The sequence below is a fragment of the Thalassotalea montiporae genome, from assembly GCF_053485855.1.
The window spans coordinates 20652-36947 of record NZ_JBQRUO010000012.1; the positions used below are offsets into that span (position 1 = coordinate 20652).

Consider the following 16296-nt stretch of genomic DNA (forward strand, 5'->3'; position numbering starts at 1 on the left):
CGCACTTTTGTATGTTTCATTTGCCAATAACAATCAAAAGCTAAACCAGTAAAGCTAAGCAGCAAAAAGTGTATCGTGAAGTTGTTCAACAACCGTATTTGCATCTTGCTCTGGTACTAAAAAGCATAAGTTGTTTGAACTTGCACCGTGACAAATCATACGAATATTAAAGTCGTTAATTTTGTCAAACACACTGCTACCTAGTCCTTTAGTTGCATGAAGGTTATTACCAATTACCGCAACAAGTGACAAGCCGTGCTCAACAGACACTTCACAAAGTTGCTCAAGTTCTGCCAATACCGAATTGTTAATCAGAGACTGTGTGCTGCCCGTTGGATTATCGAATGTCAACGCAACACTAATCTCACTGGTTGTAATCAAATCAACACTGAGCTCATGCTTGGCTAAAATTGCAAACACCTTGGCCAAGAAACCACTGGCATGTAACATCGCTGGGCTTTTCACCGTTACTAAGGTTTGCTCTCGGCGCAATGCAATAGAGCGATATGTAGGTGATGAAGAAACGCTTTGCTGAATAAAAGTACCACCTTGTTCTGGCTCTTTGCTCGAACCGACAAATACCGGAATATTTTGTCGCATGGCAGGAATAAGCGTTGCTGGGTGCAAAATTTTTGCACCGAATGTAGCCATTTCAGCCGCTTCGCCAAAACTGATTTCAGGAATAGCGCGAGCTTGATCAGTAATGCGCGGATCCGTTGTAAAAATCCCGACCACGTCAGTCCAAATGCTGAGATTAGTGGCATCGAGCGCTTCTGCAATTAATGCAGCACTGTAATCAGAGCCGCCACGGCCAAGCGTCGTGGTATGCCCCAACCCATCTTGGCCAATAAAGCCTTGCGTAACAATCACACAGTCTTTTGTGAGTGGCGCTAAATGCTCAATGGAGTTTGTTTTAAGTGCTTCGACATCTACCACAGCTTGTCCATACAAACTGTTGGTTTTCATGACTTGGCGAATATCAAAACATTTGGCGTTAACACCAAGCTCATTAAGCACTTGAGTAAATAACGCTGAACTAAGCTGCTCGCCAAAAGACAAAATCTCATCAGCATTTTTCACATTATGCTGCTGCGCCTGAGTTTCAGCTATTTCACCAAGCTGCGAGAGCTTTTCATCAACAAAGTCACCAAGGTTATGGTCGCCCGTAAAAGCTTCAATAATATTGAATTGAATTTCACGAATGCTCGCGATAATTTCATTGCGCTCTGTCGCAGGTACACTCTCCTGCCCTAGACGCACTAGATGATTGGTAATACCAGCGCTCGCCGAGACCACAACAACACGATTGGCGAGATCATTTTTGATAATCGTTGCACAGCGCTCCATCGCTTGATGGTTAGCAACACTAGTACCACCAAATTTTGCAACCGTAAAATTAGACATAAATCCCCCAATCACTAGCCCAGTCGCTAGATTCAATTGTACTTTCAAGGGTGCTTGGCAAACACGCCGCAAGTTGATTGTGGATTTTGGTGATAATGTTCATTAAAGGGTCTCCCTATATAGCAAAAAACTACTTACAACAAAGGAAGAGCACGGCTGAGGATATTCTGAAGCCCAAAAGCAAGACATTTTCAGCCAGAAGCTCTCCACCTATTTAACGATTACCTCGTTACTGGTGACAGCCTTAGGGATTCAACCCTAATGACCGAATTTAGTTTGTCACTCAAACTAAATCCTCGGCGATAGTCCCCCTCATTAACGCATAACGGGCAGTGACCCTAACGTTAGTTACCTGGCTATCGCTCCTCTTCTGGTGTTAGCGAGTATTTATCTTGTAAACATTTAAAGTAAAAACTCAATAACGCCCTCATTAAACATTAATTATTCGTTGTGATCAATAGGCATTTAGATGTCTAAACAATTGTTTGTAATATCTGATGCTAATTGCGTTGTAGATTTTCTATCTCGTATTTCATTAAAGAGAAGTGAGAGAAGGAAAATACTGTGATAGGTTGAATTAAAAGATGTGCTTAGATAAATCATTTAAGCAAATCGTTGAACGTAACTGCCAAAGGCAACTATTCGCAGGAAGTAACTATAGTGTGAGCTGCTATAGCCTCGATACTTGCCCAGAAAAATGAACAGGTTGTGATAGCAAACACGACAAATACGTATATTTACGCACCTTTTTGCTCACTATTAGAGCGAGCAGTAAAATCCTTCAAAAAAGCAGTTGCAAATCACATTAACTATCCTTAACATACGCCTCGCTTTCACAGAGATGCAATAAATCTCTGATAATGAACACTTCATTAGAAAGTGAAGTCGTTGGTAACTGACTCAAACTGTTACAATACTTGGCGCGGGATGGAGCAGCCTGGTAGCTCGTCGGGCTCATAACCCGAAGGTCGTCGGTTCAAATCCGGCTCCCGCAACCAATTTCTTTAGATGTTAGAAGCAAAACAAACATTAATTGTTGTACGGAAGACGACTCAATCGTCGGTTAGCTCTTTTAAAATCAAGGGCTCACGCAAGCAATTCTTCTTTATAGATTCAGAAGTAAAACAATCTTGGCTCGTTTACTCAGTAAACCATTCGAACGCGGGATGGAGCAGCCTGGTAGCTCGTCGGGCTCATAACCCGAAGGTCGTCGGTTCAAATCCGGCTCCCGCAACCAATTCTTCGTTATAGATTCAGAAGTAAAACAATCTTGGCTCGTTTACTCAGTAAACCATTCGGACGCGGGATGGAGCAGCCTGGTAGCTCGTCGGGCTCATAACCCGAAGGTCGTCGGTTCAAATCCGGCTCCCGCAACCAACTTCTCTTATCATGAAAACCAAGAACTCACTCTAGTAACTTCCTCATCTTTAAACCTAAATTACGCCTGCATTTCGATACGCTATAAAATGCCCCATTAGTTTACGCTCATATAGTCACTCTAATTAAAAAAAGCACTTCGCGCATACATTGTTTTTCAATTGCCCTTTCACAATTTAGTACTTTAATTTCCTTTTAACTTCAAAAACATCTGCTGATATAGTTAGCCTTTAAAAATACGCTATGGCCTCCTAATTTTCCAATGGACTTTTTTCTCTTTAAAAAAATTATTGCAGTGGTTGTTATGCCACTCAATATATCTCTTCTGTTACTGATAATCGCCGCTTTGTTTTTTAAGCTAAAACCTAAACTGAGCAGAACCTCTTTAATCGCGGGGACGCTAATTCTTGGTATCTCCTCGATTTCCCCAGTTGCAGATAAAACAATAGCGCCTTTTGAGCAAACGTATGAAAGCTTTGGCCGCTCTATTAAGCCAATTAGTTACATTGTTGTGCTAGGTTGTGGGCATGCGACAAATCATGCGCTACCTGCGACGTCACAACTAAAAGCCTGCTCTTTAAGGCGTTTGGTCGAAGGAATTCGAGTATTAAAGCTGCACCCTGAGGCGAAGTTAATTGTTTCTGGCTATGGACTTTACGACGAACAAACAAACGCCGAAACAGTGCGAAAAGCCGCTATCGCGTTAGGCGTACCAAACGCCAAAATTATCGTTGAACCTTACCCAAAAGATACTCGTGAAGAAGCACAATTAATTGCGCCGCGAGTAAAAGGAAAAACAACAGTTTTAGTTACCGACGCTTACCATTTACCCAGAGCAATGAAGTATTTTGAATTAGAAGGAGTTAAGCCATTACCAGCGCCTGCTGGTTACTACGCTATCAACCCAGATCAGGACTTTGTTTGGCCTCATTTAGTACCGAGTGCCAAAAACCTTCAAACCTCAAGCATTGTTTGGTATGAAACCATGGGGCGTATTTGGCAGTGGCTTGCTTACTAGCAAGTTATAACCCCTAACTTTCTACTAACTCAGCTAAACAATCATAATAGTAACGCAGGCTATATCGCAGTTTTGTCCCTAGATATATCCTGTGTTCTCCCTAGCATTTGATTTATCACCACTAAAAGCTCGTTTACTTTGTTTATCATTTCACACTATTATCAATATGTTATAGCAATTTGATTAAGCATAACTGCTAAATATATACAAAATAAAAACAACAATATTAGATAAAGGAATATCGCCCTAATGTGTCGCTTTGACTTTAGAAAAAAGTCCTTAAATGCCTATGTGTTGATGTTTATCAGCGCATTCACTACGTTTTTTTCAACCGCCATTTTCGCAAATCATGTATTACCTAGCCCTGAAGCATTTGATAATAACTTGTCAAACTATGTTGAGCTGGATAATGGGCTCAGAGTATTACTACTTTCAGATCCACAAGCTAAAAGTTCTGCGGCATCTATCACCATTAATGTCGGAGGGCGACATTCACCAAAGTCTTTTCAGGGACTAGCTCATTTACTAGAGCATACTGTTTTTCTGGGAAGCAAATCATACTCTGGCACGAAAGATTTTGATGGGTTTGTAAAAAAGCACAATGGGTGGAGTAACGGCACCACTCGCCCTCTGACCACACGCTATCATTTCCAGCTAAACAACAGCCCAAGCTCAGACGCCTTAATTGAGGGCCTTACTCGCTTGCACGACATGTTAATCAATCCATTGATGCGAGAAGATGACATTAAACTCGCAATTGAAGAAGTAGACGAGGAATTTCAAAGCCGTAAATCAAACGACTTTGCGGGCATTGTTTCAGTTTTTAAAGCAAACATGTCTCCAAATAACTCCGCGCGCTATATGGACGTTGGCAATAAAATATCGCTTCAAGGGACGACAACTGACATTAAACATGTATCGAGCGCCTTAAAAGCGTTTCACCAAAACTACTATAAGCTCGAAAATATGACGTTGGCAGTTTACAGTAAACAAGATTTAAACACGCTTGAGGGTATCGTAAAACAAGTGTTCAAAAGCCCTAAAACGCTAGGCCAAACCATAAACCAAAACCCAATCACAAAAATAAGCAATCGACAGTTTTCAACGCATCGTATGCCATACAGCCGACTTTACGAAAAAGATGATCTTGGCAAGCGTATCGATGTATTGTCGTCTACCGACCGTCCAGCATTGGACTTGCGATTTGAAGTACCTGCAAACGAAAAACAAGCGATAGCTTATATTCGTTATTTGCTTGACTACAATAATTCAGGCTCACTTGCTCACTATTTAAATCAGAAAGGGCTCGCTCATAACGCTTTTGCCGCCGTGCATGGCGACAAGCTTAACACTGTGATAAACATATATGTTGACCTAACGAATGATGGTTATCACCAGATAAATACGGTAATTGAAGCCATCTTTGCTTATTTCAATCACCTCAAAACCAACCAACACCCTGATTATTTACAACGGGAGCTTATAACCACCCAAGCCAGTGATTACAAGCGTCCAATTGAAATGGAACCTGGCGATTGGTTGAGTGAGCTTTCCAACCAAATGCATGTGGCAAATTCTAGCGATATATTCGCGTCAATGTATATCGCTAAGCCGGTGACTCAAAGCACTATTGATAAGCTGCTAAGCCACTTTTCGGTAAATAACTTTCAAGCGTATGTTTCCAGTAGTCAACAGCTAACGAGCAAGACTCAACAAACACCACATTACTTAAAGCCTTACACTGAGCAACGTATCTCACCAACGTTGCTCACTCAATGGCAATTCGCTAAGAATGATAGCTTCTCGCTACCTAAACAAAACCCTTACCTCAAGCCCAGAAAAAGGCAAACACCTGAAGTAAGCTCATCGATTACCGCGCAAGATAAATTAGCCGCGCAGATAGTAACAAATCCAGCATTTGCCATTGAAGATTCATTGCTGATAAGGCTAAGCAACTTTACACTCAATAATGAGTTTGATAACGACACAAAAAACGAGAGCATGGCTTACCCAAATAGCTATGTATTATTTTTGCTGATGGCCGAGCAGCTAACCCGCAACTTAGGAGATAATCATATTTATGCTGAGTTAGCAGGCTACCATTTTAATGAAAAGGTCACCAACCAATCGCTTGGACTTGTGCTCAGCGGCAAGCAATCACACATAGTAGACTACGCATTTGATCTTATTTCACCTTTTCATCGGCAAAAGCTTAGCGCGGCAGAATTTGATGCGCTGAAAAAAAGCGCTTATCGCAATTACGAGAATATTTTACAAGAGAATGAATTCAGGCAGGTTATTAAAGCTGCCACCAACCAAGGTAATAGCTTGCCAAGTATAAATGCAACGCTTGAACAAATTAACGCTGTAACTCTTGCTGACTACCAAACGTTTGTTGCGCAAATTCTACCATCACTGACCATTTATACAGACTCGATCGCAAATAGCCATAAGTTTTCAACTCGCTTTGTCACGCACCTCGACTCTGAACCAGTTGCAGCAAATACAAGTAACGTAAGTACAAGTAAAGTTAATGTAATCAACACAAATGCATCTGAGATGGGTAGTCTCGCTAAGCAATTTAAGATTTTAAATGTCACATCGGAGAAGCAAGCTGCGTTAGCATTTACCATTGTTTTCAACCCCAACTTACCATTTTTGCACAGTCAAGATAGTGTCAAAGCGAATGCGCTACTTCATATGTTTAAGCAGATGACGACAAGAGAATACAGAGATGAGATTCGCGTTAAGCAGCAACTTGCTTATCATGCGGGAAGCCTTTTACTGAACACTCAAAAACCAGCGTTTAGTTTTGTCGCAGAGTCTTCAAAAGTAAATGCAACAGAGCTTGCCAAAATAACAAAGGTGTTTTTTATCGACACCGTTTCGCAACTAACCAATGAAAATAATTTAACAACTAATCAGCAAAAGTTTTTGGAAGCTAAACCAATCGTCATTGAACAATTGAATACTTTCTATCGCCGCGAGCAGCAGCTACATCAGCTAAATTGGCAGTTAGACAATAGCTTTATAAACTTAGATTACAACGCACTAATTTCTGATGAAATTAATAGAATGACCTACCAAGAGTTTAACGATTGGTTGATAACATTAGTTGATAGCATATCTTAAGGGTATTTCTTGAAGGTATTGCTTGATGGTATTAGTTAAAGACATAGCCTGAAGGTATTGCATAACTGAGTAACTGAGCAACTAAACATCAGATCGACCATAAACAGGCCTAACAAGAAAAAAGCCCGAACGCTTTCTAATGTTTGGGCTGTGTTGTTATCGAGTGAATTGCTCGTATTTATACTGGGTTATCAATATCAACAAAATCAACGTTGAGGCCTAGGTCACGAGCAACAAATTCACCTAATGCTTTTGCGCCATAACGTTCAGTAGCGTGATGACCAGCAGCAAAAAAATGAATATCCATTTCACGCGCTATATGAGTTGTCTGCTCTGAAGCTTCACCTGAAATAAAGGCATCTATCCCCTGCTCTGCTGCCAGTTCGATATAACCTTGCCCACCGCCAGTGCACCAAGCCACGGTTTTTATTGGTTTGTTTGACGGTGGTGCGATATGTAAACATTGGCGATTGAGCTTTTTACTCATCATTTCGTTAAAGCTGACACCATCAATACCAAACGGCAGCTCCCCTTGAATTGGCACGCTGACAGGATTACCAAGTTCTAATGGCCCTGTGACCTTAATGCCTAACAATTTAGCCAACTGCGCATTATTGCCAAGCTCAGGGTGAATATCTAACGGCAAGTGGTAAGCGAATAAGTTAATATTGTGATCAAGTAACTTTTTAATACGCTGATATTTCATACCTGTAATCGTTTGGTTTTCACCTTTCCAGAAATACCCATGATGCACCAAAATAGTATCGGCTTTTAAAGCGATAGCCTCATCAATAAGGGCTTCTGTAGCAGTTACCCCTGTGACAATATTGGTGACTTCCTCTGCTCCCTGCACTTGCAATCCATTGGGGCAAAAATCTTTAATTTGTTCGGGTTTTAAAAGTGCCTGCAAATATTGAACGAATTCTGTTCTAAGCATGTAAATTCCAAAAATAACCTAACATTTGATTGCGCCTACTTTACCTCAAATTACTTTCACTTGCGCCCAACAAGTTAGATTTACTGCACAGCATTAAGCAAAATTTTGCACTTTCGCCCCAAAAAACTTGCTTTTTAGTGTTCAGAATTTATGCGAAAAACAACACTTAAATCATATTTATGCTTCTTATGTGAATATTAATTCAGCAAACAGTTGCTTTTTATAAATTTATTTTCGTACGAACTAAATCGTAAAGAAACTAAGTGTATACAAGGGCTGCAGCGCGAAATTGCATAATTTACGGACAGAATAATTTACAATTTGATTAAGTTATATACATATACCCTATTTCTATATGCTGATTTATTTGATACAAAATTAGCGTCATGTTGTACCGAGTGAACTAAGTGCTTCTCCCCTGTAACACTTTGTGAACAATGGTTTACCATCAGGATTTGACACCAATAACAAAAGCAAAATAACGCAAAAGGAAATATGGAAATGACAAAGTTCTTTTCAAAGAAAACGTCACTTGCGCTTAGCATTTCAGCAGCACTGCTTGCCTCTCAAAGTTTCAACGCTGTAGCCGAAGAAGCAAACGAAGAAATCGAACGCATTCAAATTACTGGTTCACACATTAAACGTACCAGTATGGAAGGCCCATCACCGATCACAAGTTTATCGTCAGACGATATTCAAAAAACCGGTGTCACAGATTTAATTAGCTTATTCACTAAGTTACCTATCTCTGGCCAAGGGACTTTCTCAACCCAAGCAAACAGCTCAGATGATACGGCTAATGGTGGTTCTTCAGTATCACTGCGCGGCCTAGGTGCCGATTCAACGCTAATCTTAGTAAATGGTCGCCGCGTTTCGGTAAGTCCATTCGCTAAAGGTATTGATACCGCTTTCGTTGATATCAACAACATTCCATTATCTGCCATTAAACGAGTAGACATCTTAAAAGATGGTGCTTCTGCAACTTATGGTTCAGACGCTGTTGCAGGTGTAATTAACGTTGTACTTCGCGACGATGTTGATGGTGTTGAACTATCAGGTAAAGTGGGCACAACCGCCGATGGTGGCGGTGATGAACAAAGCTTTAGTTTAGTGTTTGGTAATCAAACTGAAAAATCTAGCCATACGTTCATCTTAGAATATTTTGATCGTGAAGAAGTATTATACGCTGATCGCGACTACTCTCGTTCAGCTAACCAAGCAGCGCTAACTGGCGACCCATTAGCAACTGATTTCCGTTCATCTTCAGGTATTCCAGGTACAATTGCCCTTGCCTCTGATCCGTCAAACCGTTTGATTGACTTATTCGGCAACGACATTTGTCCAGTTGAAGACCAAGATCCCGATAACAACCTCTGTCGTTACGATTACGCGCCACACATGACCATGATTCCAGATGCAGAACGCTTTAGCTGGAACTACATGGGTAAGTACGAAATTAACGACACTGTACGTGCATTTGCAGAGTTAAACGGTCAAAACTCAAAATCAATTGTTCGCGGTGCAGGTAGCCCAAGCTTCAACGAATTGTTTATGTCTGGCGACAACCCAAATCATCCATTTGCCGATATGCCAGATCACCCGTTCTATCAACAAGACTTAACCATGCGTCGTCGTACAGTAGATATCGGCAACCGTGAAAAGCGTGTTGATTCTGACTACTACCGCGCAATTCTTGGTTTACAAGGTGAAGTTAACGACTGGAGCTGGGAACTTGCATACAGCTATATTAAGAGCGAATCAACTGAGCGCGGTGTTGACGGCTTCCCTAACTCACGCCGCATCCAAGAAGCCATTGACGGTGTGCAGTTAGATGATGGTACAACCCTTTACTGGAACCCGTTTGAGCCTTCTGCTAACTCGCAAGAATCACTTGATTACATCGAAACAACAACTGTACGTGTCGGTAAATCAACTAACCGCTCAATTGACTTTAAAATCTCTGGCCCTGTACTAGAAATGGAACACGGTGACCTACTACTTGCATTAGGTGCTGAGTACCGTGAAGAAAGCATTGCTGATAACCCTGATGATCAATTCCTACGTGGTGACATCTTCGGTACCGAAGCAACTCAAGCAAATGGTTCACGTGATAACACCGCCATTTTCGGTGAATTAGCAATTCCAGTGCTTGATACCTTAGAAGTACAACTAGCGGTGCGTTACGAAGACTACTCAGACTTTGGTACGACGACCGATCCAAAAGTATCTTTCTTATGGGCGCCAAGTGATGACTTAAGTGTTCGTGGTTCATACGGTACTGCGTTCCGTGCACCTTCTTTACATCAGCTAGGTTTAGGCCGCACTGACGAATCACCTAACTTAGTTGATACGCAGCGCTGTGCATTAATTGGCGATCAAGACCGTGCATGTGACCCTCAAGAATATACAGCGGTGTTCGAAGGTAACCCGGATCTTGGCCCAGAAGAGTCAGAGAGCTACAACTTTGGTGTAATTTACAACGTTACCGACGATTTAAGCTTCTCAATTGACTACTACAACTACGATATTGAAGACATTATCGACTCTGATACTCAGTTTGTAATGGACAACTTTGGTTTAGATCCAAACATCGTAGAGCGTCGCCCTACTTCAATTCCAGGTGACCCAGGTGAAGTTATACAAGTTAACGACAGCTTCCAAAACATTGGTGACTTAGAAACTTCAGGTTTAGACATTGATATTCGTTACAACCTAGAAACTGAATACGGTCAATTCCGCTTTGGTTACATCATGAACTACGTAACTAAGTTTGAAGACTTCCGTGGTACTGAAGAAGGTGGTTTCGAACAGCCAGAAGTGCGTTGGACAACGTCAGTTGACTGGTTAAAAGATGACTTTAGCGCGACAGTAGCGGTTAACTACATTGGTGAGTTTGACCAAGAAGCATCGTTAAACATCGATAAGAAAGTTGATTCAATGACTACTGTTGATGCCACTATCAACTATTACGGCATTGAAGACACTGTACTAACGTTAGGTGCAACTAACTTGTTTAATGAAGAACCTCCGTTTGCTTACCACGACTTCATGGGGTTTGTGGTCAACGTACATAACGGTCAAGGCCGTTTTGCATACGCACAAGCAACATATAAGTTCTAAGATAAGCAGCTTATCATCCTTTAAAAGCCCGGCAATTGTCGGGCTTTTTTATGGCTTTTTATTGGTTTTTTATTAGCTTTAGAAAAACTAAACTAACTGAATTGCTACAAGAGCAAAACTGAAATCTGAAAGAAAGCGGCAAGACAGTAAAAGCTTTTTATTTATTCAACAGCCTATTAGGCGCCTATACTATTTTTTAGCTCGTGTACCGTTACTTCATACTTTTCATTGCCAGGCATTTGACCACTAGCCATGCCAGTTTCAACAAAGCCAACCGATTTATAAAACGCTAACGCGGCATTATTGCCTTTCAATACTTCTATTGAAAACATGCGAGCCGGTGACCCAATAACAGCTTTCACTAATGCTTTACCAATGCCACTACGATAGGTAGTTGGATGAACATATAACCAAGCAATTTCTTCTTTGTCATATGCAATAAACCCAACAACTTGATCATTTTGCTCAGCAATCAATATTTCATATTCAAACAAATCTTCATTCTCTGCAGCTACTTCCAGTGGTAAGAACGCACTTTCTAGCGAGGCACCTCGCAGTTCATCTAATCGAGCTGAGTCGTGTATCTCGCAGATACGAGTCCAGTCTTTTTCTAAATAGTCACGAATTATCATATTGAGTTTGGTTTTTTGGGAGTTAGTGAGGTTTAGTTTTCATGTAATGTCTAACGCCAGCATAAACAACTAAAAATTTATTGCAGGCGCCATAGCCTCTTTTAGTATGCACTTTATTTTAAATTAGCTATTTTCTGATTTAGCTCATAGCCACTATCGGTAACGATAGCCTCTACTGCGGCTAATCTTTCTTTTAATGCTTTTACTTCATTTTGAAGCTCAAGGTTTGTCTTGCTATCAAGCCCACTTTGTAGCGCTTTCAATTGGGCATTTACTTCTGATTTGTATTTAAAATACTTAGAAATAAAAATACCAATTAAGATCGGTGATGCAAAAGTTAGAATAACGAGTAATAGTTCGAACATTTAATTTCCCTTTAAACTTATTGTGATAAGAAGGTGTCAGCCAAAACAGCGGAACTGCAAAGTCCCGCTTGCACAATTTGTTATGTATTTGACCTCATATTTGCAACCTCTGCTTCCGCATTTGTATTTCTTGCTGCGGCAGCTATTTCTTTTGATACTACTGTTTTTCCAATAGGGGCAATCGAAATTCCGGCAAGTTTTAGGTGTTGTAAAGAAAAAGGAATACCAATAATAGTGATAAAACATGCGATTGCTGAAAAAACATGACCCATAGCTAGCCAGAATCCAGCAAACACAAACCAAATAATATTTCCTAGTACACCTAAACCACCTGTGCCTATATCTTCATTAAGGGTCAGCTCATCTCGTGAAATTGCTTCTTTACCAAACGGGAAAAAAGAGAAACCAGCCATAACAAAACAAGCTCTTCCCCATGGAATGCCTACAATGCTTATAAAAGCCAAAAGCCCGAAAAAGCACCAAGCCAGCCCCATAAAAATCCCACCAAATAAAAACCATATTAAATTACCGATTGTTCTCATTTTATTTCCTTATACTTTATTAATTCATCAAAACTGGACGATTCTAATTAAACACATAACATGCAATTAGTGGTCTCCTCAATGAGATAAGGAGTTGTCCACTAAAACGGGGGAACTACATTGTCCCTGTTAATTCGCTTGTTATGTTTCTTTTAACCCTTAGGTTTAGTTGAAACTTGTTAATTCAAGATTGCAATTAAACCCTATGTACCTAATTGAGCGAAAACCATATTCACCATCCTTATGCCCAGTTAAAGTTGCATAGAGAATTTTCTCTCCATCGTACACATTTAAAACAAAATATGAGCGAAAATCCCCTTGCTCTAAACGAAGGTAAATTTTCTTATAATCAGTAGCTATTCGAGCTGTATTTCCATAACTATTTTTAAGACAATTGTAAAATTCTTCTCCTAAAACTCCTGACTTATAAAATTTATCTTCATACACATCTGTTACTCTCTCAAATAAGTAATACTTACTTGTCTTTGATAAGTTCGACATACTTTCATTGAATTCATCCAACCCTCTAGTCTTTTCAAAATTTACTGCGCCAATAAGCCAGTAAAGTATGAAAGCACTGAAAATTAATCCGAATATGAACGTATATCGCTCACCTTTAGTTTTAGGAATAATGTTACTCAATTAACTATCAGCCCAAGATAAATACATAATTAGGAACATAACGAATGATATGGACTCCCCGCTCGGCATCTTTCTCTAGCGAGTGTGCCATAGTGAAGTTGATAAGTAGCTTCAATTGAGGAGAGTCCATATGTCACTAATTAAAGCAATTGGCATCGATTTAGCCAAATCTGTTTTCAGTATCCACGGTGTCGATAGTCATGACAAGTGTCAATTACGAAAAACTGTTAAGCGAAACAAACTGTTAGCTGAAATTGCTAAGTTGCCCGTGTGTATCATTGGTATGGAAGCCTGCTCAGGCGCACATTACTGGGCAAGAGAGTTCACTATGCTTGGCCATGAAGTACGCATCATGGCCTCTAAATTTGTTATTCCCTATCGCCAAAACGAAAAGAACGATGCTAACGATGCCGAAGCGATATGCGAAACCGTAACTCGCCCCAAAACACGCTTTGTCACCATAAAAAGTGACGAGCAGCAAGCGGTGCTTTGCCTACATCGTATTCGCCAAGGAGCTATCAAGGACAGAACCGCACTCATTAATCGGCTTCGGGGCTTGCTCGCAGAATTTGGTATTGTCATGCCCAAAGGTCGGTATCCGGCACAACATGCCATTAGTGGCATCTTAGAAGATGGTGAGAACAACTTACCCATGCTCGCTAGAGAGCTACTAAGTGACTTATGGCAAGACATTAAAGCATTAAACCAGCAAATTCTTAAACATGACCGAAAGCTCTATCAACTCGCGAACCAAATGAACGCGGCAAGGCGCTTAATGACCATTCCTGGGGTTGGAGAAATCACGGCAACGGCGGTTGTTGCGACGGTAAGTGACCCAAAAGATTTTGATACCAGTCGCGCCTTTAGCGCTTGGATAGGCCTAGTCCCTAGGCAATACTCCACGGGTGGGCAAGTGAAACTTGGTCGAATATCCAAACGTGGTGAAAAGCATATTCGCACCTCACTCATTCACGGTGCGCGAGCCGTAATAGCCAACTGTAAACACAAAACAGATAGAACCAGTTTATGGGTACAAGACTTAATTGAGCGACGAGGGTTTAAAACGGGCAACCGTCGCGCTTGCAGCCAAGAATGCTCGGTTGATATGGGCACTGCTGCGAAGTGGAAATGAATATCAATTTGATTTGACCTTTCCCCTGAATTAGTACCGCTTCTTCAATGAGATAATTCATATTAAGCAGCCCGTTTCGCGAACTCAACAGGTGATAAATAATTCAGTGAGCTATGCGGTCGAATATGGTTGTAGTGCTCACGCCATTTATCGATTTCATAACTAGATTCTTCCATCGTTCTGAACCAATGCTGGTTCAAGCATTCATTTCTAAACTTGCCATTTAAGCTTTCCACAAAGGCATTTTGAGTAGGTTTTCCGGGCTGAATAAAGCTAAGTTTCACATGACTTTCCTTCGACCAGAAGAACATCGCTTTACTCGTAAATTCAGTGCCGTTGTCACAAACGATTGAGCTAGGTCTTGCTCGCATACCTATTAGCTGAGATAAGGAACGAGCGACTTGTCTGCCACTAATTGAAACACAAACAAGCTGACCAACCATTTCTCTTGAGTAATCATCGACAACATTAAGTGTTCTAAATCGTCTACCGTTTGCCAACTGATCGGATACGAAGTCCATCGACCAACGCTGATTTAATCTTGATGGCACCTCCATGGGCAGTCGAGGCCGTTGTATTTTCTTGCGCTTCTTTGTGCGAACTTGCAGGCCTTCTTCGGTGTAAATTCGATAAGTTTGTTTCTTGTTTTTAACTAAACCTTCAGCTCTAAGTAACCCGTGCAGCATAAGATATCCATAGCTAGGATATTCTGCTGCCAAAGCCCTTAGACGCTCTCTTATGACTGTGTCAGCCTTCTTTCTTGGACGATATCGAAATGCAGTGCGACTGACACTTGATAGTTGGCAAGCCACTCGTTCACTGAGGTGAAACAGTTCGATTAAATGACTCGCTATCCGCTTTCTATCCGAAGGATTTACCACTTTTTTGAAAGTACATCCTTCATTCCTTCTACTTCAAGCAGCTTTTCCGCTAATAGCCGTTTGAGCTTATTGTTTTCAGCTTCAAGCGCTTTAAGACGTTTTGCTTCATTGACTTCAAGGCCTGCATATTTGCTACGCCAGTTATAAAACGTACCAGTAGATATGCCCATTTCTCGGCAAATATCGTCAACTTTAGTGCCTGTTTCATGCTGTTTGATGGCTCGAATGATTTGTTCTTCGGTGTAACGTTTTTTCATTTTGAGATCTCCACTGTCTCCAGTTTATTGGAAATCTCATCAAAGTCATGGTCTTAATTTCGGGGGAAAGGTCAGATTATGTAAAATAGAAAAGGTTGAAGTTGTAAAGGTAACCTTAACGGTTAACCCCACCGAGTCTTAGCGTAAGCGATTGACGATAACACGGTCAGACCGAGAGCATAAAAGCCTGTTTAGTCGGGAAGCGCATTTCTTGAAAGAGAAGACGCTGTTTAACGAATGAGGCCATGCTCAAGCGCAAATCATCAGGGCGATAGCACAAACTGTTACGGCAGTATGCTAATAAACGCCGAATGTAGAGCTGCTGTCAGACTTTCTAGTTGTCAGAGGCTGCTTGTGCTTGACAAAGGGGAGTCCATGTAGCCCCAATAAGGGGCTGATAAATGCTTGGCTAAACTGTGTAGCGAAGCGGAACCGAGCCAAGCTTTAACAGTCCCGCACTTAATTGGCTTGTTATATATCAATTGCAGCACGCCACAACGCGATCAAGGCAACTACTGAATAAACAACTATTTTTAGAAAGTTACCACTTTCCTTTTTTAGCTCACGATAAACTAGAAAAACTAAAATAACAAAGAGTAAGCAGGAAAATAAAACAGGATAGTTTGAAGCCATATTTCCTAAGCTATCTGCTCTTTCCTTGATTCCTGGATGGCTAATATTTTCCACTAACGCCCGCATAATGGGCAAAAAATTGTTGGCTAAAATCAGCGACGAAGGAGCAAAAGCCAACGGTTTTTTGTGATCTTGCCCCGATAAAATGGACACGCTCCATGTTTAATTTAGTGCTGACTCAAATTCAGCAGGTGTTTGATATCCTAAACTCGAATGTAATCGCT

At 40.9% G+C, this 16296-nt stretch carries 11 protein-coding genes, 3 tRNA genes, 1 pseudogene and 1 riboswitch; of the genes and pseudogenes, 7 read left to right on the forward strand and 8 right to left on the reverse strand.

Translation table 11 applies throughout. The features are described 5' to 3' along the window. Positions 1–54: 54 nt before the first annotated feature. The gene (gene lysC, locus ACSLUR_RS18795; RefSeq protein WP_448556853.1) at positions 55–1404 is read right to left on the reverse strand and encodes a lysine-sensitive aspartokinase 3; all 1350 of its coding nucleotides are present in this window, start codon (positions 1402–1404) and stop codon (positions 55–57) included. A 191-nt stretch (positions 1405–1595) separates the two neighbouring features. Beyond that, positions 1596–1782, reverse strand: a riboswitch (Lysine riboswitch). A gap of 543 nt (positions 1783–2325) precedes the next feature. Between lysC and ACSLUR_RS18800 the strand changes: the two genes are divergently transcribed. The 5 genes from ACSLUR_RS18800 (at position 2326) to ACSLUR_RS18820 (ending at position 6931) form a co-directional block, all read left to right on the forward strand. Next, a tRNA-Met gene (locus tag ACSLUR_RS18800) sits at positions 2326–2402 on the forward strand. Positions 2403–2564: 162 nt separating this feature from the next. Beyond that, a tRNA-Met gene (locus ACSLUR_RS18805) sits at positions 2565–2641 on the forward strand. A 63-nt stretch (positions 2642–2704) separates the two neighbouring features. Then, positions 2705–2781: transfer RNA gene (locus ACSLUR_RS18810), tRNA-Met, on the forward strand. A gap of 304 nt (positions 2782–3085) precedes the next feature. Further along, a complete protein-coding gene (locus ACSLUR_RS18815; RefSeq protein WP_448556855.1) occupies positions 3086–3799 on the forward strand; it encodes an ElyC/SanA/YdcF family protein in 714 nt (237 codons plus the stop codon). Positions 3800–4048: 249 nt separating this feature from the next. Beyond that, on the forward strand, positions 4049–6931 hold the full coding sequence (locus ACSLUR_RS18820) for an insulinase family protein (protein ID WP_448556857.1): 2883 nt from the start codon (positions 4049–4051) through the stop codon (positions 6929–6931). A 178-nt stretch (positions 6932–7109) separates the two neighbouring features. Here the strand turns inward: ACSLUR_RS18820 and ACSLUR_RS18825 are convergent, their stop codons facing one another. After that, complete coding sequence (locus ACSLUR_RS18825; RefSeq protein WP_448556858.1) at positions 7110–7868, reverse strand: Nif3-like dinuclear metal center hexameric protein; 759 nt, start codon at positions 7866–7868, stop codon at positions 7110–7112. Positions 7869–8369: 501 nt separating this feature from the next. Between ACSLUR_RS18825 and ACSLUR_RS18830 the strand changes: the two genes are divergently transcribed. Then, entirely contained in the window at positions 8370–10988 is a 2619-nt protein-coding gene (locus ACSLUR_RS18830; RefSeq protein ID WP_448556860.1) for a TonB-dependent receptor plug domain-containing protein, read from the forward strand. Between the two features lie 176 nt (positions 10989–11164). On the opposite strand, the gene ACSLUR_RS18835 is transcribed toward ACSLUR_RS18830, so the two are convergent. From ACSLUR_RS18835 to ACSLUR_RS18850, 4 genes are all read right to left on the reverse strand, one after another. After that, positions 11165–11620: a GNAT family N-acetyltransferase gene (locus ACSLUR_RS18835; protein WP_448556861.1), complete on the reverse strand. Its 456-nt coding sequence runs from the start codon at positions 11618–11620 to the stop codon at positions 11165–11167. A gap of 113 nt (positions 11621–11733) precedes the next feature. Beyond that, positions 11734–11985 carry a hypothetical protein gene (locus ACSLUR_RS18840; RefSeq protein WP_448556863.1) on the reverse strand — a complete coding sequence of 84 codons (252 nt, stop codon included), beginning with the start codon at positions 11983–11985 and terminating at the stop codon, positions 11734–11736. An 80-nt stretch (positions 11986–12065) separates the two neighbouring features. Then, positions 12066–12527 (reverse strand): YccF domain-containing protein, encoded by a 462-nt coding sequence (locus ACSLUR_RS18845; protein ID WP_448556865.1) that lies wholly within the window; start codon positions 12525–12527, stop codon positions 12066–12068. 165 nt (positions 12528–12692) lie between these two features. Further along, on the reverse strand, positions 12693–13169 hold the full coding sequence (locus tag ACSLUR_RS18850; RefSeq protein ID WP_448556867.1) for a hypothetical protein: 477 nt from the start codon (positions 13167–13169) through the stop codon (positions 12693–12695). A gap of 130 nt (positions 13170–13299) precedes the next feature. Here ACSLUR_RS18850 and ACSLUR_RS18855 point away from each other — a divergent pair. After that, a pseudogene (locus ACSLUR_RS18855) lies at positions 13300–14335 on the forward strand (IS110 family RNA-guided transposase). 28 nt (positions 14336–14363) lie between these two features. Here ACSLUR_RS18855 and ACSLUR_RS18860 read toward each other — a convergent pair. Together ACSLUR_RS18860 and ACSLUR_RS18865 are read right to left on the reverse strand one after the other, a co-directional pair. Continuing rightward, positions 14364–15439, reverse strand: a protein-coding gene (locus tag ACSLUR_RS18860) for an IS3 family transposase (protein ID WP_448556869.1) whose coding sequence is annotated in 2 segments (ribosomal slippage) — positions 14364–15190 and positions 15190–15439 — 1077 coding nt in all. Because the reading frame shifts where the segments join, the coding sequence is not laid out codon by codon here. A gap of 471 nt (positions 15440–15910) precedes the next feature. Beyond that, positions 15911–16225 carry a hypothetical protein gene (locus ACSLUR_RS18865; RefSeq protein WP_448556870.1) on the reverse strand — a complete coding sequence of 105 codons (315 nt, stop codon included), beginning with the start codon at positions 16223–16225 and terminating at the stop codon, positions 15911–15913. Between the last annotated feature and the right edge of the window lie 71 nt (positions 16226–16296).

What these genes read in the sequence shown, in the direction of transcription:
- lysC (WP_448556853.1), bottom strand. Translation starts at nt 1,404, where the DNA reads ATGTCTAATTTTACGGTTGCAAAATTTGGTGGTACTAGTGTTGCTAAC.
- ACSLUR_RS18825 (WP_448556858.1), bottom strand. Translation starts at nt 7,868, where the DNA reads ATGCTTAGAACAGAATTCGTTCAATATTTGCAGGCACTTTTAAAACCC.
- ACSLUR_RS18840 (WP_448556863.1), bottom strand. Translation starts at nt 11,985, where the DNA reads ATGTTCGAACTATTACTCGTTATTCTAACTTTTGCATCACCGATCTTA.
- ACSLUR_RS18845 (WP_448556865.1), bottom strand. Translation starts at nt 12,527, where the DNA reads ATGAGAACAATCGGTAATTTAATATGGTTTTTATTTGGTGGGATTTTT.
- ACSLUR_RS18835 (WP_448556861.1), bottom strand. Translation starts at nt 11,620, where the DNA reads ATGATAATTCGTGACTATTTAGAAAAAGACTGGACTCGTATCTGCGAG.
- ACSLUR_RS18830 (WP_448556860.1), top strand. Translation starts at nt 8,370, where the DNA reads ATGACAAAGTTCTTTTCAAAGAAAACGTCACTTGCGCTTAGCATTTCA.
- ACSLUR_RS18815 (WP_448556855.1), top strand. Translation starts at nt 3,086, where the DNA reads ATGCCACTCAATATATCTCTTCTGTTACTGATAATCGCCGCTTTGTTT.
- ACSLUR_RS18820 (WP_448556857.1), top strand. Translation starts at nt 4,049, where the DNA reads ATGTGTCGCTTTGACTTTAGAAAAAAGTCCTTAAATGCCTATGTGTTG.